This window comes from Paenibacillus sp. GYB004 (assembly GCF_036577605.1).
Classification (GTDB): Bacteria; Bacillota; Bacilli; order Paenibacillales; family NBRC-103111; genus Paenibacillus_AB; species Paenibacillus_AB oceani.
Genome location: NZ_JARBDB010000047.1, coordinates 144,942 through 166,738, shown reverse-complemented (window position 1 = coordinate 166,738; position 21,797 = coordinate 144,942). Strand labels below are relative to the sequence as shown.

General features: G+C 54.9%; 20 protein-coding genes. 4 read left to right on the top strand and 16 right to left on the bottom strand.

The genetic code is table 11. From position 1 onward, the window contains the following. Positions 1-182: 182 nt before the first annotated feature. Positions 183-1,934, top strand: coding sequence for a sensor histidine kinase (locus PV433_RS19305; protein ID WP_332073691.1), 1,752 nt, complete (start codon positions 183-185; stop codon positions 1,932-1,934). Positions 1,935-2,043: 109 nt separating this feature from the next. Here the strand turns inward: PV433_RS19305 and PV433_RS19300 are convergent, their stop codons facing one another. From PV433_RS19300 to PV433_RS19275, 6 genes are all read right to left on the bottom strand, one after another. Continuing rightward, positions 2,044-2,535 (bottom strand): hypothetical protein, encoded by a 492-nt coding sequence (locus PV433_RS19300; RefSeq protein WP_332073690.1) that lies wholly within the window; start codon positions 2,533-2,535, stop codon positions 2,044-2,046. After that, positions 2,532-3,194, bottom strand: coding sequence for a trimeric intracellular cation channel family protein (locus PV433_RS19295; RefSeq protein ID WP_332073689.1), 663 nt, complete (start codon positions 3,192-3,194; stop codon positions 2,532-2,534). The genes PV433_RS19300 and PV433_RS19295 overlap by 4 nt, the downstream gene beginning before the upstream one ends. Positions 3,195-3,224: 30 nt before the next feature. Then, positions 3,225-3,659: a sporulation phosphorelay system protein KapB gene (kapB, locus tag PV433_RS19290; RefSeq protein ID WP_332073688.1), complete on the bottom strand. Its 435-nt coding sequence runs from the start codon at positions 3,657-3,659 to the stop codon at positions 3,225-3,227. A gap of 16 nt (positions 3,660-3,675) precedes the next feature. Next, complete coding sequence (locus PV433_RS19285) at positions 3,676-3,996, bottom strand: thioredoxin family protein (protein ID WP_332073687.1); 321 nt, start codon at positions 3,994-3,996, stop codon at positions 3,676-3,678. Positions 3,997-3,999: 3 nt separating this feature from the next. Then, positions 4,000-4,521 (bottom strand): hypothetical protein, encoded by a 522-nt coding sequence (locus PV433_RS19280; RefSeq protein ID WP_190930771.1) that lies wholly within the window; start codon positions 4,519-4,521, stop codon positions 4,000-4,002. A gap of 163 nt (positions 4,522-4,684) precedes the next feature. Beyond that, positions 4,685-6,301: an ABC-F family ATP-binding cassette domain-containing protein gene (locus PV433_RS19275; protein WP_332073686.1), complete on the bottom strand. Its 1,617-nt coding sequence runs from the start codon at positions 6,299-6,301 to the stop codon at positions 4,685-4,687. A gap of 379 nt (positions 6,302-6,680) precedes the next feature. Here PV433_RS19275 and PV433_RS19270 point away from each other — a divergent pair, with 379 nt between their 5' ends. The 3 genes from PV433_RS19270 to PV433_RS19260 all read left to right on the top strand — a co-directional run bounded on the left by PV433_RS19270 (position 6,681) and on the right by PV433_RS19260 (position 10,593). Further along, entirely contained in the window at positions 6,681-8,114 is a 1,434-nt protein-coding gene (locus PV433_RS19270; RefSeq protein WP_332073685.1) for an NAD-dependent malic enzyme, read from the top strand. 366 nt (positions 8,115-8,480) lie between these two features. Continuing rightward, positions 8,481-10,319 (top strand): acyltransferase family protein, encoded by a 1,839-nt coding sequence (locus PV433_RS19265; RefSeq protein WP_332073684.1) that lies wholly within the window; start codon positions 8,481-8,483, stop codon positions 10,317-10,319. Positions 10,320-10,398: 79 nt separating this feature from the next. After that, a complete protein-coding gene (locus PV433_RS19260) occupies positions 10,399-10,593 on the top strand; it encodes a hypothetical protein (RefSeq protein ID WP_332073683.1) in 195 nt (64 codons plus the stop codon). Between the two features lie 184 nt (positions 10,594-10,777). Here the strand turns inward: PV433_RS19260 and PV433_RS34175 are convergent, their stop codons facing one another. From PV433_RS34175 to PV433_RS19205, 10 genes are all read right to left on the bottom strand, one after another. Further along, positions 10,778-12,493, bottom strand: coding sequence for a DUF6382 domain-containing protein (locus PV433_RS34175; RefSeq protein ID WP_442951550.1), 1,716 nt, complete (start codon positions 12,491-12,493; stop codon positions 10,778-10,780). A gap of 13 nt (positions 12,494-12,506) precedes the next feature. Continuing rightward, complete coding sequence (locus PV433_RS19245; RefSeq protein ID WP_332073682.1) at positions 12,507-13,022, bottom strand: A24 family peptidase; 516 nt, start codon at positions 13,020-13,022, stop codon at positions 12,507-12,509. A gap of 99 nt (positions 13,023-13,121) precedes the next feature. Next, the gene (locus PV433_RS19240) at positions 13,122-13,811 is read right to left on the bottom strand and encodes a TadE/TadG family type IV pilus assembly protein (RefSeq protein WP_332073681.1); all 690 of its coding nucleotides are present in this window, start codon (positions 13,809-13,811) and stop codon (positions 13,122-13,124) included. Positions 13,812-13,868: 57 nt separating this feature from the next. Continuing rightward, positions 13,869-16,103, bottom strand: coding sequence for a hypothetical protein (locus PV433_RS19235; protein WP_332073680.1), 2,235 nt, complete (start codon positions 16,101-16,103; stop codon positions 13,869-13,871). A 35-nt stretch (positions 16,104-16,138) separates the two neighbouring features. Next, positions 16,139-17,146 (bottom strand): TadE/TadG family type IV pilus assembly protein, encoded by a 1,008-nt coding sequence (locus tag PV433_RS19230; protein WP_332073679.1) that lies wholly within the window; start codon positions 17,144-17,146, stop codon positions 16,139-16,141. 50 nt (positions 17,147-17,196) lie between these two features. Continuing rightward, entirely contained in the window at positions 17,197-17,430 is a 234-nt protein-coding gene (locus tag PV433_RS19225; RefSeq protein ID WP_317891278.1) for a Flp1 family type IVb pilin, read from the bottom strand. 28 nt (positions 17,431-17,458) lie between these two features. Beyond that, complete coding sequence (locus PV433_RS19220; protein WP_332073678.1) at positions 17,459-18,229, bottom strand: type II secretion system F family protein; 771 nt, start codon at positions 18,227-18,229, stop codon at positions 17,459-17,461. A gap of 3 nt (positions 18,230-18,232) precedes the next feature. Next, entirely contained in the window at positions 18,233-19,117 is an 885-nt protein-coding gene (locus PV433_RS19215) for a type II secretion system F family protein (RefSeq protein WP_332074010.1), read from the bottom strand. 72 nt (positions 19,118-19,189) lie between these two features. Next, the gene (locus PV433_RS19210) at positions 19,190-20,419 is read right to left on the bottom strand and encodes a CpaF family protein (RefSeq protein WP_332073677.1); all 1,230 of its coding nucleotides are present in this window, start codon (positions 20,417-20,419) and stop codon (positions 19,190-19,192) included. Continuing rightward, positions 20,364-21,554 carry a nucleotide-binding protein gene (locus PV433_RS19205; RefSeq protein ID WP_332073676.1) on the bottom strand — a complete coding sequence of 397 codons (1,191 nt, stop codon included), beginning with the start codon at positions 21,552-21,554 and terminating at the stop codon, positions 20,364-20,366. The genes PV433_RS19210 and PV433_RS19205 overlap by 56 nt, the downstream gene beginning before the upstream one ends. Positions 21,555-21,797 lie beyond the last annotated feature (243 nt).

Genomic DNA, 21,797 nt, shown 5'->3' with positions numbered 1-21,797 from the left:
CCGCTCCTGATCTATGCTTCTAGCATAACCGGTTTCAACTTTTATGCCTGTAATCCGGATCACATTACTTTTTACGACAAAATATGCAGGATTATATCGAAAAAAGTCGAAAATGCAATAACATTGGTGTATCTTTTAGGCTATAATGAGGATACATAATGTTCTGCACCTGGGGTGATGGCTTGCACCTGAAATCACGGATTTTCTACCTCGTTATCGGATACGTTATTTTTATATTATTTTTTAACAATATTTTGTTCTATGTGACGACCAAGGAGACGCTTGTCGGGAATGTAGAAGAGCAGTCGGTTCATGCCGCCAGCAACTTAAGAAATTCGATCGACCAGTACAAGACTAGCGTGAAATATGTCGAGGACATGGTCGGCCAGCAGCTGCGGTTGGCCGCGATTGCCGCCAAGGAGCGGCTTTCCCCCCGGGCCGAGCATGTGACGAACGACGAGCTGGAGCAGATCAGCAAGGAACTTGGGGTGTCGCACATCACGCTGCTTCAGGAGCAAGGAGACGATATTATCGGCGTCCGTTCGTCCGATTCCAAAGAAATCGGCATGAGTACGAAGAAGTGGGGATACTGGTATACCGCTTTCCTGCAATTGCTGGAGTCCGGGAACGTTACGATTCCGGAAGGGCAGAAGCTGCCCCATTACTGGTCGGGACCGATCGAACATGCCGATACCGATCCGAGCAAAATCGACAAATGGGGCTACTATTACGACGGGGAAACCGACTACATCATCAATCCGTACGTGGAAGATATCCAGATCAAGCAGTATGACAGGCTGGCCGGTCCGGATCTTATCATGAAAAAGATGATCGAGGACAATCCCGGCATTTTGGAGATGACCGGTTTTAATTACAACCATTTTGGCAAACCGCTAAAAGTATCGAAATCACAAAGCGGACAATATTTCGTATCGCTGTACGACCGTCCTATTCCGTTCGGGACGTATATGTACGAAGACCGCGAGCGGGACATCGACAACGTCAGACAGGCGCTTGAACGGAATGAGCCGGTTACGTACACGACGGTCGTTCTAGGAAAAAAAGTAATTAAAAGCTATATCCCGGTGCCGTCGGACGCCGACAATCAACAGCTGGACTATCCTTATGTTATCGGAGTGGTATTCGATTACCATATGATCCGGGACGTGCTGGAAGAGCAGATTACAACGATGGCGGCGAGAATTGGATTTCTGACCATACTAAGCCTCGTGCTGTTGTATTTCGTCTTCCGGATGATCGGCCGCAACAAGGACGAGGCGGTCCGCGTCACGCAGGAGGCTTACATCGACGAAGTGAACGACATGTTCACGACGATCCGCGGCCAGCGGCACGACTTCCTGAATCATGTGCAGACGATTCATACGTTTCTTCAGCTCAAAAAGTATGACGATTTGCACCGGTACACGGGAGAACTGATCGGGGACATCCGGCAGACGAACGATATTATTCAGATCGGCCATCCCGCGATCGCAGCGATCGTGCAGTCCAAGCTCGTAACGGCGATGGACAAAAAAATCGATTTCAGGCACGAATTCGCTCCGTTCGGCAGCCTTAATCTGGGCGTCAAATCGGTCGATATCGTCAAAATTATCGGCAATCTGGTCGACAACGCGTTCGACGAAGTGACCCGGCTTCCGGTGCACGAGAGGTGGGTCGAGCTGCGCGGCTGGTACAACGCCGGCAATCTATTCATCTCCGTGCGCAATCCGGGACGCGTGTTGGACGAGGAAGAACGACGCAAAATTTTTATGCCCGGCTACTCGACCAAAAACAGCGGCGACCATTCGGGGATCGGACTTGCCGTCACCAAAGAAAGGGTCGGATCGTATAAAGGGACGATTACGGTGGAAAGCGATATCGGGCAAGGAACGACGTTTACCGTATGCATGCCGCTGCAGCGATTCGGAATCTAAACCGGCGTCCGTTACGGATCAAGCAGATCAAGCTCCCGTTATCCGCAAGAAAATCGCTTACTCTTACAAACACAAAACGGACCTCCCGAGGTCCGTTTTGTATGTCCGCTTAATCATCGAGTTTGCTCAGCTTCCGGTTGATCTCGTCCAGCATACGCTTCACCGATTCCGGGTCGCGCGCCCCTTCCCGTTTCCAGGCTCCGAAAATGTTCGCCGCATCGTCCGCCAGCTGTTCCGCATCCGCTCCAGCACCTTCGATCGTCTCGGAAGGATCGAACCAGACATACGTTCCGTCCGGGCCGTTGCGGAGAAAAGACCGCCGCCAATGATCCGGGTACGCATGCGGCTGTTCTCCGAACATCAGGCCAAGCACGTCGTCGCTCTCCAGCGGAAGCAGCTGATGGAACGACTCCTTCGTCCCGTCCGCGACCGTAAGATGCAGGTAGGCATAGTGCAAATAATGCTCGCCCGTCGCCGTATCTTTCACGATCTCGTATAACTCCGTCCCCTCGGCGCCTCCGCCGAGCTCCTTGATCGTCTGCAGCCTATCCTGCAGCTCGTCCTGGGGGATCTGTTTCCGCCCGTTCCATGATTCGCTCATAAAGCCCGCTCCTCCTCCTTTCCTCCGGCTGCAAGTCTCCGTTGATCGGCCGATTGATGAAAATCCAGCTTCCTGCGGGGCAGCTTCCAGCCGTAATATACCGATAACATCCGCATCGTCAATATAACCGCAAATAATACAGCTGTACGGATCTGCCCGTCCATCCACCCGAATCCGAGCGAGATTCCCGCTAGCATCGCCCATAACGCATAGATCTCATCCCGGAACACAAGCGGTTTTCTGCCCGCAAGCACGTCGCGGATCACGCCTCCCCCGATTCCGGTCACTACCGATGCGAAGATGACTACGCCTACGGGCAGCTCCATTCGTGCTGCGAATAATGCGCCTTGTATGGAAAAAGCGGCCAGCCCGACCGCATCGAAAAACGTGGCGATCGGCTGCCATCTGCGAATCCACACAGCCGGGAACAAATACAGCAGGAAAATCGTCGCAAGCGCCGTGTTCAGTAACAGCCCCTGCGACCATAAGGAGGTAATCGGTATCCCGATAAACAGGTTGCGGACGACCCCGCCGCCAAATGCAGCCGCCATCCCGAGCACGGCAACCCCGAAGATGTCGTATTCCTCCTCCATCGCGATAATCGCCCCGCTCGCGGCAAAGGCAACGATCCCCATCAAGCTTAGCACATCCCAGGTCAATGCCGTTCCTCCCCGCTTGCCGGCCGCCCGTTAAGACGAGCTCGAGCCCCAATAGTCTTTCTCCAGCGACCGCAGCTGCTCAATCGACTTGACCGCCCAAGCCTGCAGCTCCGGACGAGCCGGATAGCGGGCACGGTCGTACGAACCGTCCGCGACGCTATGCATGGAAGCCATCAACTCTTCCCACGCGCTGCGGAGCGATTCGTCGTAAGACGGAACGTCGCCTTCATACGGCTGCACCGACGCGGCCGGAACCCACACTTTCTCCCGCTGGGCCGCCGCCTTCCGTTCGTGGAACAAAGTAACGTCGGCTTTATACCGGTTATGCAGATCGCCTTGCAGCGGATGCTGCAGCACGGCTATGATCTCGACCAGCACGCGGGGCGGCGACGATTCCAACTGCTTGGCAATATATGCGCCCGACCGGTGCTCTACAGTTACATAACGTTCAACGGATTCGTTCATCGCTTTTCATCCTCTCTTATTGGGGCTCCGGGAATAACGGCTGCAAGAAACGATATACGTTCTCGACAGACTCAAACGCATACAGCTTGCGTACGACTGCGCCGTTATCCAGATGGATCAGGCAAGGTACGCTTTCCACCCGCCATTCTTGAATCAGCTGCGGTATCGTATTCACGTTCGCTTGCTCGATCGGGTAATCCGGCCGCATCGTCCCGACCACGTCGAGCATCCGGCTCCCTACCTTGCATGTGCCGCATAAAGGCGTATATAAAAAAACGGCGAACGCCTCTCCAGCGTTTAGCCGTCCTCTCAGCTCCGATTCCGACCGCTCGATCATCCGTTATTCCTCCAGGTTGTAAGGTTCCAGCTGCCGCAGCGTTCGCAGGGTGTGCTCCAGCAGGTCGGGAATGTCTTCAATTTGTCCTTCCCCGATTTTCCGGTCGAAATGAACGCCGATCTCGTTCAGGCAGCGGGAACCGTCGTCCCCGTACCGGTAGGATAACGTCTGGACGATGGTCGGATTCGTTTCCCACAGCTGCTGCAAAATGTCTTGAATGTTGCGGCATGCGCTCTCCGGGTTGCGCAAAGGAAGCGAGAAGACGACGTCCAGCTTGCAGCCGGGCAAGGCGTTTTTCCATTCCATCTTCTCTCCGGCCAGGTCGACGAGTCCTGCGGACAAGCGAATCTCGGCCGTACTCCTGCTGTCCTTCAATCGGTAGCGGATGATATAACATCTTGACATCACCGCGAGATCGATCAGGTCGGAACGATGCGTAACGACGATTTGCCCTTCCAAATCGAGATCGTACACCGCCCCTTCGATGACAACCTTTAAATTTTCGTATATCGTCGGATCAAACATGCGCTCCCTCCTGACGGTTGATGTGCGGCGGACGCGGCCGGCGCGGTTCCTTGTAACGGATATAATACGACACGGCGCAGGTACAACCCTTTTGCTCCGCATAAATTTCCGGCTGGACATGAAAGACGGGAGACCGGCGTGATGCCGTCCCCCGTCCTGTATGTCAGGCATATAAAGATTCGCGCAGCCTTTTGATATCCTCGTTGTTCAAATATTCTTCGTACGTCATTTGCCGGTCGATGAGCCCTTTTGGAGTAATCTCGATAATCCGGTTCGCGATCGTCTGGATGAACTGCCAGTCGTGGGAGACGAACAGCATGCTTCCGTCGAAATCGATCAGACCGTTGTTAAGCGCCGTGATGGACTCCAAGTCCAAGTGGTTCGTAGGCTCGTCGAGCATCAGCACGTTGGCGCCGCTCAGCATCGCTTTGGACAGCATGCAGCGCACTTTTTCTCCCCCGGAGAGAACGGACGCTTTCTTCTGCGATTCTTCGCCCGAGAACAGCATGCGTCCCAGGAAGCCGCGAATGAACGTTTCATCCGGATCTTTGGAATATTGGCGCAGCCATTCGACGAGATTTAATTCCACCCCTTCGAAGTATGGCGCGTTATCTTTTGGAAAATACGCTTGAGTGGTCGTAACGCCCCATGCGAATTCGCCTTGATCCGCTTCCACTTCACCGGCAAGGATTTGGAACAATACCGTCTTGGCCGCCCCATTCGGGCCGATCAAAGCAATCTTGTCGCCTTTGTTGACAACGAAGCTGATATTGTCAAGCAGCTTCTCGCCATCGACCGTTTTGCTCAGGCGATCAACCGACAAAATGTTTTTGCCCGCTTCCCGCTCCGGCTTAAAGTTGATAAACGGATATTTGCGGTTCGACGGCCTGATATCTTCCAGCGTAAGCTTCTCGAGCTGCTTCTTCCGGGAGGTCGCCTGCTTGGACTTGGAGGCGTTGGCGCTAAACCGGGCGATAAACGTCTCCAGCTCCTTGCGCTTCTCATCTGTCTTTTTGTTCGCATCTCTGATCAGCTTAAGCGCCAGCTGGCTCGATTCGTACCAGAAATCATAGTTGCCGACGTAAAGCTGAATTTTGCCAAAGTCGATATCGGCGATATGCGTACACACTTCGTTCAGGAAGTGCCGGTCATGGGATACCACGATAACGGTGCCCTCAAAGCGACCCAGGAAATTAACAAGCCAATTGATCGACTCGATGTCCAAATGGTTCGTAGGCTCGTCGAGCAGCAAGTTTTGCGGATTGCCGAACAACGCTTGCGCCAGCAGCACGCGTACTTTCTCATTGCCGTCGAGCTCTTTCATTTGCTTCTCATGCAGATCCGTACCGATTCCAAGACCGAGCAGAAGCGAAGCGGCATCGGCTTCGGCTTCCCAGCCGTTCAGTTCCTGGAACTCGCCTTCAAGCTCGGCGGCCCGCATGCCGTCCTCTTCGGAGAAGTCCGGCTTGGCATACAGGGAGTCCTTCTCTTCCATAATGGCGAACAGCTCGCGATGACCCATAATAACCGTTTTCAAAACTTGAATTTCGTCAAATTCGAAATGGTTCTGCTTCAGTACAGCGAGTCTCTCGCCCGGCGTTATGAACACTTCACCGCTGTTAGGCTCGATTTCACCGGACAAGATTTTAAGAAATGTCGATTTGCCTGCGCCGTTCGCCCCGATCAATCCGTAGCAATTACCGGGGGTGAACTTTATGTTAACGTCTTCGAATAAGGCGCGTTTTCCGTAACGGAGAGTTACGTTACTAGTGCTGATCATAAAAACAACAACCTTCCCTTCCATACTATTCTGGCCGTCAACTTCTTACTATAGCATAATTTGCCTCAGCTTCAAAGCATTTCGTCGCTTCCTTGCCGCGTTCGAAGCCGGAAAAATGAACTTGGGAGGGGAAAGCTGCGAAGCAGGGACACAATCGCCCCAAAAGCGGATCGTTCTCTTACAAACAGAGGCAGCATGCTCTTCTACGAACGATGGGGATTCATAGAGCGCATAGGGATGATGTGCGTTTTTGGCATGCTTTCAAACCGAACAGAAATGAAATGCGGCTGGTTTTGGTTACTACCTGCGATTTGGTGAAATCCTGTAGGAAGGAGCGAAACCAGATACAGCTTCTAAGGATTGGAGGGAGTAGCAGTTCATGAGCTACGAAGGAAATAAACAGCTGATTACCGGCAAAAGCATCATCCTTCGACTGGAAATCGATACGAACCGGATTCGTTTCAGCGATATTGTCACCGCGATAACCGATGAAGGTGGAGATTTGGTCGCGATCGACGTCATTCAGACGAAGCAGGAGCTGTCGATCCGGGACTTGACCGTTAATGTGGCAGATACGTTGTACACGTCCAAAATCGTCGATAAAGTGAAACAGCTTGGCGGTGTAAAGCTGGTTAACGTATCGGACCGGACCTTCCTGCTCCATCTCGGAGGCAAAATCGAGACCAAGCTGAAAACGCCGATCCAAAATCGCGACGATTTGTCCCGCGTATACACGCCCGATGTAGCCCGCGTCTGCATGGCGATTCATGAGGAGCCCCGCAAAGCCTACACGCTGACGATCAAACGGAACACGGTAGCGGTCATCTCCGACGGAAGCGCCGTCCTCGGGCTCGGCAATATCGGTCCGCACGCCGCCATGCCGGTAATGGAAGGCAAAGCGATGCTGTTTAAACAGCTTGCCGACGTCGATGCGTTCCCGATCTGTCTGGATACGCAGGATACGGAAGAGATGATCCGGACCATTATTGCCATCGCTCCGGCGTTCGGCGGCATTAATCTGGAAGACATCTCGTCTCCGCGGTGCTTCGAGATCGAAGAGCGATTGAAGCAGGCGCTCGATATCCCGGTCTTTCACGACGATCAGCACGGAACCGCCGTCGTGTTGTACGCCAGCCTGATCAGCGCTCTGAAGCTGGTCGGGAAATCGATCGATTCGGTTAAAGTTGTCGTGTGCGGTATAGGCGCGGCAGGAATCGCCTGCAGTAAAATATTGCTCGCCGCAGGCGTCAAGGAATTGATCGGGGTCGACCGGGAAGGCGCTTTGGCAGCTGGCCATACGTACGGCAATCCGATGTGGAACTGGTATGCGGAGCATACGAATCCGAACCGTGTAACCGGCAGCTTGAGCAGCGTGCTCGCCGGAGCCGATGTATTTATCGGCGTATCCGCCGCCGGTTTATTGAAACGCGAAGACGTCCGGAGCATGGCCGCAAATCCGATCGTGTTCGCGATGGCTAACCCGAACCCCGAAATTAATCCCGAGGAAATCGAAGATATCGCCGCCGTTGTAGCGACCGGGCGTTCCGATTACCCGAACCAGATCAATAACGTCCTCTGCTTCCCCGGGATGTTCCGGGGCGCCCTGGATTGCCGGGCCCAGACGATCAACGAAGAGATGAAGCTGGCCGCCGCCGAAGCGATCGCCTCTGTCATCTCGGATGAGGAGCGGAACAAGCTGTACATTATTCCGAGCGTGTTCAACCAAAAGGTCGCCAAGCTGATTCGCGACAAAGTGGTTGAAGCGGCGATCCGGACAGGCGTTGCGAGACGAATTCCGCGAGAATACCGGTAATCCGGCATATCGGACGAAGCGGGTCCTGGATAAGGATCGTATTCCAACACACAGGATACCGGCAAATCGGATGATTGGCCTCGTCCTGTACGAGTCGAATCGTGGAGTCCCCTTTGCCGGCAACAACCAACATAACAGCATGCATCGTATCGTAAGATGATGCATTCTATTAGCAGGCTTCTTCAACATCGGGAGGCCTGCTTTTTGTCGTCCAATTTGATGCGGGAAAAGTCACAAAAATTTTCTTTATCGTGGAGGCCGTTTTTTCATTTTTTCATCAAACCTTTCCCCAGTCTGCCCCGTCTTTTCTCTTGTCATGTTATTACACGGTGTGAGATGCAGCTGAGCAGCAGGAGGATACATACGATGATCAAAGAACAAGGAGAAGGCAAAAGCCGCTACATGCCCGGTCTTGACGGACTGCGGGCCATATCCGTCCTGGCCGTTATTGCCTACCATATGAATGTATCCTGGGCTCCCGGGGGATTGCTGGGCGTAGCCGTTTTTTTCACGTTGTCCGGTTATTTGATTACCGATCAATTAGTCGCACAATGGCAAACCGCGAAACGAATCGATTTCGCCGGCTTTTGGATGCGGCGTATCCGCAGGCTGATGCCGGCAATGTTTGTTATGCTGGCGGTCGTCGGGGCTTGGCTGCTGCTGTTTGACCCCGAACGTCTGGCCTCGCTCCAGGGAGACTTCGTTTCCGTCTCCTTGTATTTCAACAATTGGTGGCTGATCTTTCACCAAGTCTCTTACTTTGAAAGCTTCGGTCCTCCGTCGCCGCTCGGGCATCTTTGGTCAATCGCGATTGAAGAGCAATTTTACTTGATTTGGCCGATTTTGTTGACGGTTTTACTGCGTTTTACGAAACAGCGCGGCAAGCTGATGATGTTCATTTTGCTGGGAGCGGCCGCTTCGACGGTAGCTATGGCTATGATCTACGTGCCTGGAAGCGATCCGAGCCGGGTCTACTACGGGACGGATACCCGGGCGTTCGCTTTGTTGATTGGCGCAGCGCTCGCGGTTGCCTGGCCGAGCAGAAGCTTATCCGCAGCCATTTCGGATAAATCCCGTTTGGTTTTTGACATACTAGGCGGAGCCGGCTTGCTTGCGATCGTCTGGCTGATCTGGAAAACCAATGAGTACGATTCCTTGTTGTATAACGGAGGATTGGCGCTTTTTTCAGTTTTAACGGCGGTTGTTACGGCTGTGCTCGCTCATCCCGCCAGCCGGGTCGCCAAGGCGATGGGATGCAGGCCGCTCCGCTGGATCGGCGTACGTTCCTACAGCCTTTATTTATGGCACTTTCCGGTTATAATCCTTATGAATCCGTCAGGCATCGCAGATGATGTCCATGCAGGCCGGGCGTTGGTTCAGATAGCGCTGAGCTTGCTGCTGGCCGCATTATCCTGGACCTGCATCGAGGAACCGATCCGCCGCGGTTTCCGGTCGCCTTTCCGGGAAAAAATACAAGGCTGGTCGCCTTTCCAGTACCGGAATAAACGCGCCGTATCGGCGCTAGCCCTCATGCTGTTCCTTATCTCCGGTTATAGCAGCCTGAACGCCGACAGACCTGCTGATCCATCGCCCGCAATAATCGATACTAGTTCAAACGGACAAGAAGGTACAACCTTACCTGTTACAGATCCCGGGATACCGGCCGTCGTCATACCTGAGGCTCCGATACCAATGGAACCGCAACCCAAAAGTGAGGAAAGCTCGAAGCCCGCGACTAATGCCGGAATTACCGCAATCGGCGATTCCGTCCTGCTAGACGCTGCGCCGCATCTAGAGAAGCTCCTTCCCGGCATCATGATTGACGGCAAAGTCGGCAGACAGATGTATCAGGCCTTGGATGTCGTCGACCAGTTGAAGGCGGAAGGAAAGCTGGGAGATCGGATTGTCATTGAGCTCGGAACGAATGGCGCTTTCTCCAGCAAACAGCTGCGCGAGCTGCTGTCTTCGCTTCAGGATGCCCGGAAAATCGTGTTGATCAATACGCGCGTACCTAGAAAGTGGCAAGATACGGTCAACTCCACCCTGGAGGAAGTCGCCAACGAATATGCCAATACCGAAATCATGGACTGGTATTCCGCCAGCAAAAACAAACAAACGTACTTCGCGGACGACGGCGTTCATCTAAAGCGGGAGGGCGCCGAATCCTATGCTTTCCTGCTGAGTAAAACTTTACAGGGCGGATAACGGAACAGAAAAGAAGTTCATACGGAAATTCGGCCCATCACTACGAAATTGCATGATCCGTCACCGAACGGGGAACCTTATGGATGAAACGGAGGCGATCCTGTTGAACAAAGGCCAACAAATTGCAAAACTGCAACAATACGCGGAAGCTAAAATTGCGATTCAAGCCGTTGAGGATAAGCAGGCTTACGCGTCAAGCCGGGTCATGGAAGAGGAGGGCGTTCCGGAAACGCCGAATCAAGGCCAGCCGAACAGAGGGCACGACAAGCTTTAGCGACAACGAAATTCCATATCGGCGCGATGACAGCCTTAGTACGGCCTAACACCGGACTAAGGCTTCGTCGCCGATGGGTTCTGCGGGAAAAGGAACTTGGAACCTGCATACGTACATATACGTTGGCATGGTGCATCAATGGCTTCCTGCGGCCATATGGAATCCGTCGTCCGACCAGCCGCCGTCAAACAGCGCAACCGCGCTCCCCTGCCTTTAACCGTTCGCCGCTTTCCTTCTGATCTTCTTCATCTTTATGTTCCCACAGACTTGCCGACAAATACGAATCGGGTGTGTACGATTTGCAAAGAATCCCCTTCCGCCAGCGGATACCATTTGTAAGGAACCATCGGCTCGTTGTTCCATAACGTACCGTTTTTGGAACCCAGGTCTTTGGCGTAATAAGACCGGCTTTGTGCACCTCCAATTCGTCATATTGCGACTGGTCCGGCTCGACCTCCACATGAAGTCCGTTCCCTTCCGGACGAAGCAATACAGTCGCATCCGGAGCGCGAAGCAGCGTAGTAGGTTCGGCGGCTGCGGCTGCTTCCTGCCGCCCGTATAAGCCGGAAAAAGGTTCATTTTGCTCCGGATTCGGATGTCCGGAAGAGGAGCCAGCTGACGCTGGAACAGCGGAAGTGCTGCTGCGCGGCGGCAAACGCTCCTCTTTTTTCCTTGGAGGCATATATCCGGTTAATCCGGTCATCTCCCGCTCCTCCATCGCTTGATACGACTGGGCGATCGCATGAAGCTTGCCTTTTCCGGGCCAGCCCGGGCGCAGCAAAACAAACACGAATACCGCATCTAGCAGCAATACGGTTAACCCTGCCCATACGATGAGCGCTCCTTCCGGAGCTTCCGCCGGATAAAAGCTCCATAAGAGCAGCAGCACCGCTCCCGCACCGGCTCCCGCCAACAGCCTTTGACGCGGGGCCAGCGGCCTGCCTTCCACCGCTGCCTCTGCAGACCGGATCGCGGGATCGGACTTCGCCATCTCCTCTTCGATCCCCTCTAATCCGCTCCATATTGGAAAGGGATGAGATGATCCGCCGCGATCGGTAGCCGCGGAATCGGCTCTGACTCCTATCCAGGACGGAATGTTCAGCGGTTCCGCGTCGGGTTCCGATAACCCGTCGGATCTTCCGGCATTCGGCGGACCACTCGCTCTCGCTTCCGATCTTCCGGCATTCGGCGGACCCCCTCCCATGGCGGCTGCTCTCCGATCCGTATGAGCGGGTGTTGCAGTGAGACCAGGCTCGGGATCGAGGGGGGAAAGTTGCGGTTTGGCGCCCGGAGCCGTCTGCACCGGATCGAGATACGAGCTGAGCTGTTTTTTGAGCTCATGAAATTCGAACCGTTCATGGCGCAGCACGGACATCAGCGCGGAAAACTCGCTCCCTTCAATCCTGTCGATACATCCCGACAGTCGCAGCGCCAGTTCCTTAAATTGTTCCCGTACCGGCGGCTTGGCACCTGGGAGCCCCGCATCAGCTGCGGCTACCGGCACATAGACGATTTTCAGCTCATCGGGCGATTCCGGGCAGACGAACAGGAAATCCTCATGAAGCCAATAACCCTCTTCGCGCAGCATATAAATCTTGCTGTCATCGATGATTTTCGCGCACTGGAGCAGCAGCCTGTAATAAGTCTGAAGCGTCAGCTTCTCCGACTTCATCCACTGGGACAACATTTTAAAACCGGTAATATCGTAACGAAACCGGATCTGCAGATCGATTTCTTCAATCTCCAGCGGAAGCAGCCCGGGGATATCGTTGGACTCCAGCATACGCCGCCCGATTCGTTCCAGATCGTCATAGCGGATCGGCTGCACGCCCGATAAGACGAGACAGATTCCTCTGTGCCGGACGAAATCAAAATTGAAGCCGTACCATGTTCGTTCCATCACAATCTCCTCTTTATAACGACGGGTTGCAATAAGTAGCAGTGAATATCATCGCCGGCAGCACGGCATACATAAACGGAAATGTGGCCGCCGACTTCTTGTAACTGACAATCCCCTTCATATCGCGAAACAGCAGCAAATTGAACAGCAGCGCTCCCGTACTCCGAAGCCGCGGCACAAACTGCTTGCGTACAGCGATAAGCACGAGCCCGATCACCGCCGCGAACAGTATCGAGTTCAGCGCGCCGTTTATGACGAATTCGCCGCCCGCCATAGCACCGATGGCGCCAAACAGCTTGACGTCTCCGGCACCGACCGCGCCGAATAGATACAGCGCCAGCATGATGCCGAAACCTGCGGCAAAACCAAGCAGCGATCCGGCTAATCCGTCCCAGCCGCCGGTTGCTGCGTTATACCCTACACCGGCCGCAATTCCGGCTACCGTATACCGGTTAGGAATTTTACTTTGCTTGACATCATGGTAAAACGACACCAGAATTAAAGCGGCCAGTCCCGCAACGACCACCATCCTTTATTTCCCCCATTCCCGAATGCAACTCCATCCTGCACAATCAACACCCTGGAAAGTGAACGTACAGCGCTCTGTTTATTCACTGCATCGTCCCGTTTACGCTCCCGTCCATATACGCTCGTACGCTTTTTTTCGAAGCTTCACGGTTTTATTTACAAATGGGATCGGCAATCTCACTTCGTACTCCGCTTCGATCCCTACGAACCGGCGGTCCGGGTCCGTGAAACTGGGAACGACAGCTTTGGAGACAGTCAGCTTGTCTTCCTTCAGCACATTCCGGTCCGCATAACGCAGAACGGCCAGCTTGAAGGCGGCGCGAACCGCCGGATCGATATGAGTTTCCACGTAACGGTCGTATTCGTCCGTTCCCAGCTTCTCGAGCTGCTCCCGCTTTTGGCGTTCCCAATCGACCCAATCGACGAACAGATCCGGGATAAACGCTTTGTAATCTTCGACCCATTGCTCCCCTAGCGTCAGCTTATCCCGCGCGGAGCGGATATTGCCCAGCCATTGCTCGACGAATCCGCCCGCCTGGCTCTGTCCGTACAACCGGAGCGCTTCATCCGCAAGCAGCTGAACCGGATAGGCACTGGCGGCCATCTGCTTGACGGTTTCCGTGGCTGCGTTCTGCAGCGCCATATCGGCTACAGTAAGTTTGATCATGCATATAAGCGCAAGCACGAACGCGAGAAAAAACGGCATCGCCAACGTCGCCTCAAGCGTCACGCCGCCATGCTCGTCCGTTATCAGCTTCAAGCCGCCCCTCCGGCGATCCGCCTTATACATAGGTTCCCCCCTTTGGATTCAGCAGCCTTACTTTACATCCTGGCGGACAGTGACGCTTCAATACGATAAAGCAGCGGTTTTCGTGATAGCCGCCTGCCTGCCTTCAACCGGATAGCCGAACAAAGACATGGAATACGGCATAAACCAGAGCCGCACCTTCGTTTCCGTCCTCGCTTGCATATAGACCGGCGTCTCCCTTAGATCCGTCCCGGTATTTAACTCGATTAAGCTTTGCATCCGGGCGGTCATCGGTTCTCTTTTGGTATGCAGGAGCAGAAACAAGCGCAAATAATCTTTGTAATTCATCGTTACGGTATCCGGAAGTTTGTCCGACACCGGGACTTCCTCCCCGTTTACGAGTTTCGTCATGTCGTTATACGCCATAACCCCGCCTTCGGCAATCGCCCAGAGGATCGTTAGCAACGGAGAACCGGCGGCGACGATTTTCGCTTCCGGCGACATGAGCGCCTCCGCCGTTCGGACAGCCAGTCGCAGCGTGAACATCTCCGTATAAGCCGCAGATTGATTTTTCAGACACGAATTAAGCCCGTAGAGCAAATATTCCGCTTCCTGATTAGGCAGCTCGTGCGAAGCGCGCCCGGATCTTTCATAATCCGGTTTTAACACGCCGTCTTTGCCCGTCTCCTTTCCGTACGTCCTATAGTTGAATTTCGTCAGCGCATACTCATTGATGTACATCTCGTCCCGGAACTGGCCGGCTGCGTTAGCCAAGCCTCCTAACAGCTTGTCGATCGTGCCTTTGGTTCGTTCCTTCGCCTCCTCCGCGCTGCCCAGCTCTTCTACGCCGGACGTTTCCGATGAAGAAACCCGGTTGTAGTCCATATACTTTCGATAAAAGGACGGGTTTGCCGAATCGGAGTCGTCCGTTAATGCTTTGTAGGCTTCCTCCGTGCCACCTCCGCAGTCCGCCCATATTTTGCGCACCTGGTCCCATATTTGGGCGTAACGTTCCTGTTCCTGGCGTTTTAATTGGGCGATCCGCCCGGTTTGGGCTGTTCGGCGTTCCTCCTCCACGCGTTGCTCGTTAAGAAATTGCATCGCTTTGCCCGCGTACGCTTCGTTGGATTCCGATAAAATCTCCATCCGCACCGAATCGAACCGGGTGTCTCCGGCAAATAAAGTCGTTGCGTCCAGCGCAGATTCGAATCCGCTAAACATGGCGCTGATCCCGCCGAGACTGGTCTTGTACGCTATATAATAAGCATCGGGCATCGTTGCCGCATGCAACGTCTCCGGAGCTATGCCCGAATCCGCCGGCAATCCGCCCATTTCTTCCCTGATCCGGTCGTCCAGCGCTTTAGCCCGGTCCAGCGTCTGGAATACAGCTTGCGTCTGCTCGGTCAGAATGGCTTGATCTCGCTTCGCTTCCATTTTCGTTGCGGGCAGCAAAAGCGTATATTCGGCGATATACAAAAGAATCCGTTCCAGCTCGTCGATTTGGGCGTACAATTGCGCTGCGCTGCGTTCAAGCTCGCTTATGGATTGCGACATGGCGGCCAGCACCTCCGCTGCCTGTACGCCGGCGCGGATCAGCTCGGCCATGCTGGCTTTCCGTTCGGTAATCGTACGGTTCAGCGCTTCGGCCTGTGAACGGATCGTCTGGATCTGCCCTCTCACTTCCTCCGCCTGGCGAAGTCCGATCAAACGGCTCAGCTCATCCAGTCTCCCCAGCTTCACAGCATAGTAGTTCCGGTAGATCGAAGCTTTCTCGGCAATTTCCTGCGCTTTTGCCCAAGCCCCGTCCAATTCCTTCTCCCGTTCGACAATCAGTTCCTCGATCTTCCCGGCCTGCTCCGTAAACTTCGATAGACCGGACAGCATGGACGTCGCTTTCGAGCCGTTCAGCAGCTTGTCCGTTACATTCAGCGTAAACTCGACCGGGGCGCGATACTTCATCTCCTCCAGCACTTGCCGCTCGAAGACGGCCGAATTCGCCAGCGTATACAGCGGCTTGAGCGTCTCGGATACCGGGGACGCTTCGACCAGCCGGAACGTTCCCCCGCCGCCCGGCGATAAATTTTGTCCCAATACTTGCGCAAAAAGCTCGGAACTCTGCTCCGGACTTATACCTAAGCCATACAATCCGTATGTTTGCAATACCGGGTCGTAAGCGGACAGTACGGACCGCAGCGCCGCCTTGGACGCTATTTCCGTTTGCCGCTCCGCCATTTTCACCCTTGCCGAGTCAATTAATACCGAATGAAATGCAAACAACGGAGCGATCAGCAATACGAGCGATATAGATACCGTACCCGCTCTCGACTTCCACACAAGCGCGAAGCCTCCTTTCCGTGCACCGCCTGCCGTTACTGATGGATAACGACAAGGATGCCACGCTTCTCCAGCTCTTGCCTCAGCGGCTTCGAAGGACCGATCTTCCCGTCTTTCTCCTTGCGGAAAAAGTGCCACACGACTCCTTTCACCTGCGAGCCGCTGCGCATTAGTTCCAAATCTTTAATGATCTGCGATTCGATGTCCTTACTTTTGGACGTATACCCGAGCTTCACCTCGTGAACGAGACCGTCCGCGTCGAGAGCGTCCAGCTGCCTCCGTCCGGAAGGCGGGCTTACCGTTATTTTTACTCCCCCGGTGATCGAGCGGATGTATTCGGCCGCTTCTTCGGCACGCCCGAACGCCAGCTTCTTCGTGACGTTTTCGGTCGGGACGGGAACCGTTTGCTCGGCTTTCGGTTTGGATATCATATCCTTAACCCGGACTACGAACGTTCGGACGAAATCGACATTGCGGATCAGCTCCACCGGTTCCGTTACGACCGAGCTTACTTCGGTTTCCATCCAGGATCGGGTCCACTTGCTCGCCAGAAACGGAAGCATCCCGTTTTGACCTAGGCGGGCCGTCACCTCCCGGTCTACGATTCCATGCCGGTAAGTGATCGTACCCTTCAGTTGCTGCGGCAGTTCCTCAGCCGCTTTGTACAGCTTGCGTTCCGGCAAGCCGGCTCCTGCTTCGTCTGCGGAGCGAGCGGGAAGCTCGATCTTCCGCACCCCGCCGCTCGCGCCAAATGCGAACATCCCGCTTATTCCGTCGCTACCGGTACGCCAGTATAAACCGTCGTTACGCTGCGGCGCCACGTTTCCCGTCTCCCAGTCTTTTCCGCTGTTGTCCCAAGAGTACGCCGAACGTTCGGCAACTGCAGCCGCCGTATGATACAACGATACCTTTTGGTACAAAAACAGGCTAAAAAAAACGATCGAGCAAACAATCAGCATCACAGTCGGATACACGAGCGACGTTTCTAGCGTAAAGCTGCCCGAATCCGACCGGATGAACCGGTTCGCTACCCGAAGCGCCAAACTGGGATTCCCTCTCCGGCCGCTTGGCCGGAGACGTTTCGCTGTAACGGTCATGGAGAAGATGGAGCCTGGCACGAATCGGGCGCGCTCAAGCAATCTTTGGCTCCCGTATTGCTCAACTCGCTGTTGGCCTCCCCGAACAGTTTTTTAATAAAGGATAAAATCCATTTGCGGAACGCAATCGCAACGATCACGAGAACAGCTACAATTAGCAGCAGCTCCAGCGTCCCGATTCCGTCCTCTTCCTCCCATAGTTGCTTCATCAACCGTTTCCCTTGATCCACCACATTGTTCCTCCTTTTAATGGTCCGGCTAGTCCATAAGCAATATGGCCGGCGCGGCCACTATCGTCATCACGGCGAGCAATATAAGAAGCATCGGAAAAATAAGCTTCGCTGACGCCTCCTCCCCGAGTATGCGCGTCATCGCCTTCCGTTTCTCCCACAGCTCGCGGTTCAGGGACCGCAGAGACAGGACGAATAATTCGCCGCCCCTTCGGTAATTCATCAGTACGGTCGTTGTAAATACCGATATTTCAGCGGAGGAGCAACGCTTGCTCAGCTTCTCCATCGCGATCGGAAACGACTCGTTGTTGCGCAGCCGGTTCGCCAGCATCACCAGCTCTGCGGCCAGAGGTCCTCCCGTTCCCGAGGAGGAATAAGCTTCGGCGCATCGGACGATGGCGCCCTGCACCGTATCTCCGGCATTGACAAGCAGCGTCAGCTTGTTCAGAAATTCGGGCAGCTCCATAACCAGTTTTCTTCGCTTATGCTGGATCTTGTTATCCAGGCGGCGAAACATCACGAACGGAACCAGACAGGCGCAAGCGATGCAAGCTCCCGTTACATACAGATCGCCGCCTGTAAGAAGGCCGAGCAAAACGGCTGACGCAACGGTCAGCCCTATTGCGGATATTAGATCAGCCGAAAACGTTTTGGCATGTCGCATATCCGGATCTTCGCCATGGAGCGCAATCATTTTGTGAACCAGATTCCAATTGCCCTTCGACAGCTTCTCCGTCAGCCTCCACCTTTCGGCGATTCGGCCCGACAGAGGAGCCAGCAAGCGGAGCATACGTTCCATAACTCACATCCCGATATTCATAATGGTCCGGGCCAGCCACTGGCTCACCGCAAGAATAAGCAGCGCCGCAGTCATGATCAGATGACCCGCCCCTTCGTATAGAGGCTGCATATAATCCGGAGAGCTGAACGACAAAAACGCAACGATCACAAATGGTATAAACCCGAGCGCCTTCGCCTCGAACCGTTTCTGTGCGATCAGTACCGACAAGTCCTGCTCAATGTCCATCTTCTCTCCGATCAGGTTCGACGTCCGGCGCATCACCTCGACCAGATCGCCTCCCGTCCGTTTGCAAGCGGCGAACGATTCCGCGAACTGCTTCACGTCCTCAATGCCGCTCCGGCGCCCAAGATCGAGCAGCGATCGCTCAATCGGTTCTCCGTTCTCGGTCCTCCGGTTAATCCGGTTCAACTCGCGAATCATATCGGTACGAGGGTCTGGATACAACAAGACCAGATCGCTTCCCGTCTCACGAAACGCATTCTCCACTGACTTACCAGCCGAAAGCGCCGAGGACAGCGAGTACAACGCATGCTTGAATTGCCGGCGCAGCTCCTCCTTCCGTCTCCGGATCAGCTGCCGCTTCCTTACTTTCGGATACAGAACCGCAATCATCGAAATCACCAGGCAGATCAGGATGTTTTTGTAAAATAAAAATCCGAGCACGAACAATACCGCTCCGGCGGCGCATCCCGAAATCCACTGATCCGCCCGGCTCATCGCATAATCCTCATAATCGCCAATGTCCGGCGGGACAGATGCGCTGCCGGATTTGTGTTCCGTTCTCCCGCCTGATTCATGTGCCGTGTTTTTTCGGCTTAAGCCCAACCGCCCCCATAAAAGGAATGCCGCATAAGCAGCCAGCCCGGCGGCAATAGCAACCGCCATTATCCACAACCCGCAATCACCTCCTTTCATCATGAGGTTTCCTGATTCTTCACGCAGACCCGGTATTAAGATCTACGGAAGCAGGCTTATTCCCGCCTGCTCGAGCTTCTGCATCCCGAGTAGCGGATTGCCGGTACGCTGCAGCCGGCCAAGCACCATACCCGCTTCGTCCTCTCCCTCCTCTACGAACGTGTACAGCGGATTCAGCCGGATCTCCCCGTCCTCCATTCCCGCAATCTCGGTAATCTCGGTTACCCGTCTGCTTCGGTCGCGAAATCGGGATAAATGCACCATAATGTCGAGGGCCGATTCGATCTGTTTGCGAACGACATCGACCGGCAGCGCCGCGCCGCTAAGCACCATCGTTTCCAGCCTGCTGAGCATGTCGCGGACCGAATTGGCATGGCCGGTCGATAAGCTACCGTCATGCCCCGTGTTCATCGCCATCAGCATGTCGAACGCTTCGGCGCCGCGAACTTCCCCGACGATAATCCGGTTGGGCCGCATACGCAGCGACGCCCGGATCAGATCACGGATCGTAATCGCGCCTTTCCCTTCCGTGTTCGCATTGCGGGTCTCCAGCCGCACCCAGTTCGGCACGCCGCGAATTTGCAGCTCTGCCGAATCTTCGATCGTAACGATCCGCTCGTCCTCGGGCACATATGCGCACAGCGCGTTCAGAAAAGTCGTTTTGCCCGACCCGGTGCCGCCGCCGATAAACACGTTGTATTTGCCGCGAACCAGCTTGGCCAAAAACGCCGCCGCCTCATCGTGAATCGCTCCGCGGCTTATCAATTGCTCCATCATTAACGGACTGGACGGAAATTTACGGATCGTCATGGCCGGTCCTTTGAGGGCAATCGGCGGCAAAACGACATTAACCCGCGATCCGTCCGGCAGTCTGGCGTCAACGATCGGCGAGGACTCGTTCACGACCCGGTTCACTTTGGCCACGATCGACTGAATCACATCCTCCAGTTTGCCCGCCGACTCGAATCGCCCTTCAAACGGCAGGACGCGGCCCTCCCGCTCAATATAAATCTCGTCGTATGCGTTGATCATCACTTCTGTGATCGCCGGATCGTCGATTAGCGGCTGCAGCACGTCCAAGCCCCGGAACGAATTGAAAATCGCCTTGACCACTTCCCGCCGTTCGTTCGCCGTCATATACGACTCGCCCGCATAACGGAACACCGTCTCCTCGATGGATCGATAGAAGCTCTCGTCCGAATGGTCGCCGGCCAGATCAATCGTGTCGCGAATTTGGTCGCGAAGCGCGCGGGCTATCGATTGTACGGACAATAGGATCACCTCCGGAGACGGGACGGATCAGCTCGGCCATCTCCGCGATTCGTTCCGCGAACAGCGGATCGGACGATGATCTCTCGGCCCCGTGCAGTTGTTTCCACTTGGACACATACGGCAGTCTGGCTGTCATAGGTACCGCCTTCCCTTCAACACCCGTTATTCCCCGGTGAAGCGTGTCGGACAAAACGCCGGTATGTTTGTTCAATACGAACCGGCATTTCTCGAGATAGTCCTTCGCTCCTCCCAGACCCTCCTTCATTTCGCTCAACAGCCTCGATGTCTTGACTGCCGACTCTTTATCCTCCGTAACAAGCCACAATACGACATCGCTTGTGGCAAAAGCGCCGAGCACCCGTTCATGCAACGTCGATTCCAGGTCGATGACGACAACATCGTATCGGCCGGCAGCTCTTACCCGGAGGATCAGGCTGGCGACGTCGTCTCGCGTAAGGTCTAGCGATTCCTTTACTTTGCGAAATCCCGGAAAATAATCGAAGCCATACGGCTCGGCACGGGCCAGCAGCTTGGGCAGCGCCTCGTCCGTCCAATCAGCATTCGTGCGCAGCCCGTATACGAAACGGGCTGCAAGCTCGACATCCGCCTCCTGGGGGAACGCCGCACCCGGAAACAGCTCCATGTTCCAGTACAGACAGCGCTGTCCCTTCTCCGCCAGACAGCGAAGCAGATGAACCGCTACCGTTGTCTTCCCTGATCCCCCCGAAGCCGAATACAGCGACAATACCGACGCGGCACCGGATACAGGACGCGGCTCTCCCGGATTGGAGCGGCTGCGGTACAGCTCCAGCATCTGCCCGAACAACTGGTGCAAAGGCCGGTACTTATAAATGCCGGCTAACTCCCCGGCATCGGCTGGGCCCCCGCCCGCTTCCCCCGGTGTCTCCTGGAGCAAGATGACAAGGCCGTCCATCCCATCCTCGATGCAGAAATCCGGATGGATCAAATAGATGTCGGCCTCCCGGCTCTGCCGGTGCTCCCGAAGCATGTCCGGCCTGGTCAACTGCCGGACCGACAGCAGCTCGCTCCAATCCGATTCCCGTACATAATCCATTAACAGACCCAAATAATCCGCATCCCGGTCGGCAATCACGACCTCCAGCTTGGCCGTCATACATCTCCCCCCTCGCCTCGTTCAAACTCCAAACCAGGTCCACAGTCCGGACGCCACCATCGCGATTCCAGCGGCGGCAGCTCCGACCGCAAGCCCTATCGACTGCTTGCGGGTCATGATCCATTCCTCCTCTCCGGCACAACCCTTAACCGTCCGGAAACACGCTCTCCTGAACGACAAAAAAGCACCACAAACGACGGTGTTGTAGCCGTCGTTTGCGGTGCTTCCGCTTATAACGATTTG

What these genes read in the sequence shown, in the direction of transcription:
- PV433_RS19300 (WP_332073690.1), bottom strand. Translation starts at nt 2,535, where the DNA reads ATGAGCGAATCATGGAACGGGCGGAAACAGATCCCCCAGGACGAGCTG.
- kapB (WP_332073688.1), bottom strand. Translation starts at nt 3,659, where the DNA reads ATGAACGAATCCGTTGAACGTTATGTAACTGTAGAGCACCGGTCGGGC.
- PV433_RS19285 (WP_332073687.1), bottom strand. Translation starts at nt 3,996, where the DNA reads ATGATCGAGCGGTCGGAATCGGAGCTGAGAGGACGGCTAAACGCTGGA.
- PV433_RS19280 (WP_190930771.1), bottom strand. Translation starts at nt 4,521, where the DNA reads ATGTTTGATCCGACGATATACGAAAATTTAAAGGTTGTCATCGAAGGG.
- PV433_RS19275 (WP_332073686.1), bottom strand. Translation starts at nt 6,301, where the DNA reads ATGATCAGCACTAGTAACGTAACTCTCCGTTACGGAAAACGCGCCTTA.
- PV433_RS19270 (WP_332073685.1), top strand. Translation starts at nt 6,681, where the DNA reads ATGAGCTACGAAGGAAATAAACAGCTGATTACCGGCAAAAGCATCATC.
- PV433_RS19265 (WP_332073684.1), top strand. Translation starts at nt 8,481, where the DNA reads ATGATCAAAGAACAAGGAGAAGGCAAAAGCCGCTACATGCCCGGTCTT.
- PV433_RS19260 (WP_332073683.1), top strand. Translation starts at nt 10,399, where the DNA reads ATGGATGAAACGGAGGCGATCCTGTTGAACAAAGGCCAACAAATTGCA.
- PV433_RS34175 (WP_442951550.1), bottom strand. Translation starts at nt 12,493, where the DNA reads ATGGAACGAACATGGTACGGCTTCAATTTTGATTTCGTCCGGCACAGA.
- PV433_RS19245 (WP_332073682.1), bottom strand. Translation starts at nt 13,022, where the DNA reads ATGGTGGTCGTTGCGGGACTGGCCGCTTTAATTCTGGTGTCGTTTTAC.
- PV433_RS19240 (WP_332073681.1), bottom strand. Translation starts at nt 13,811, where the DNA reads ATGTATAAGGCGGATCGCCGGAGGGGCGGCTTGAAGCTGATAACGGAC.
- PV433_RS19220 (WP_332073678.1), bottom strand. Translation starts at nt 18,229, where the DNA reads ATGGAACGTATGCTCCGCTTGCTGGCTCCTCTGTCGGGCCGAATCGCC.
- PV433_RS19215 (WP_332074010.1), bottom strand. Translation starts at nt 19,117, where the DNA reads ATGGCGGTTGCTATTGCCGCCGGGCTGGCTGCTTATGCGGCATTCCTT.
- PV433_RS19205 (WP_332073676.1), bottom strand. Translation starts at nt 21,554, where the DNA reads ATGACGGCCAAGCTGGAGGTCGTGATTGCCGACCGGGATGCGGATTAT.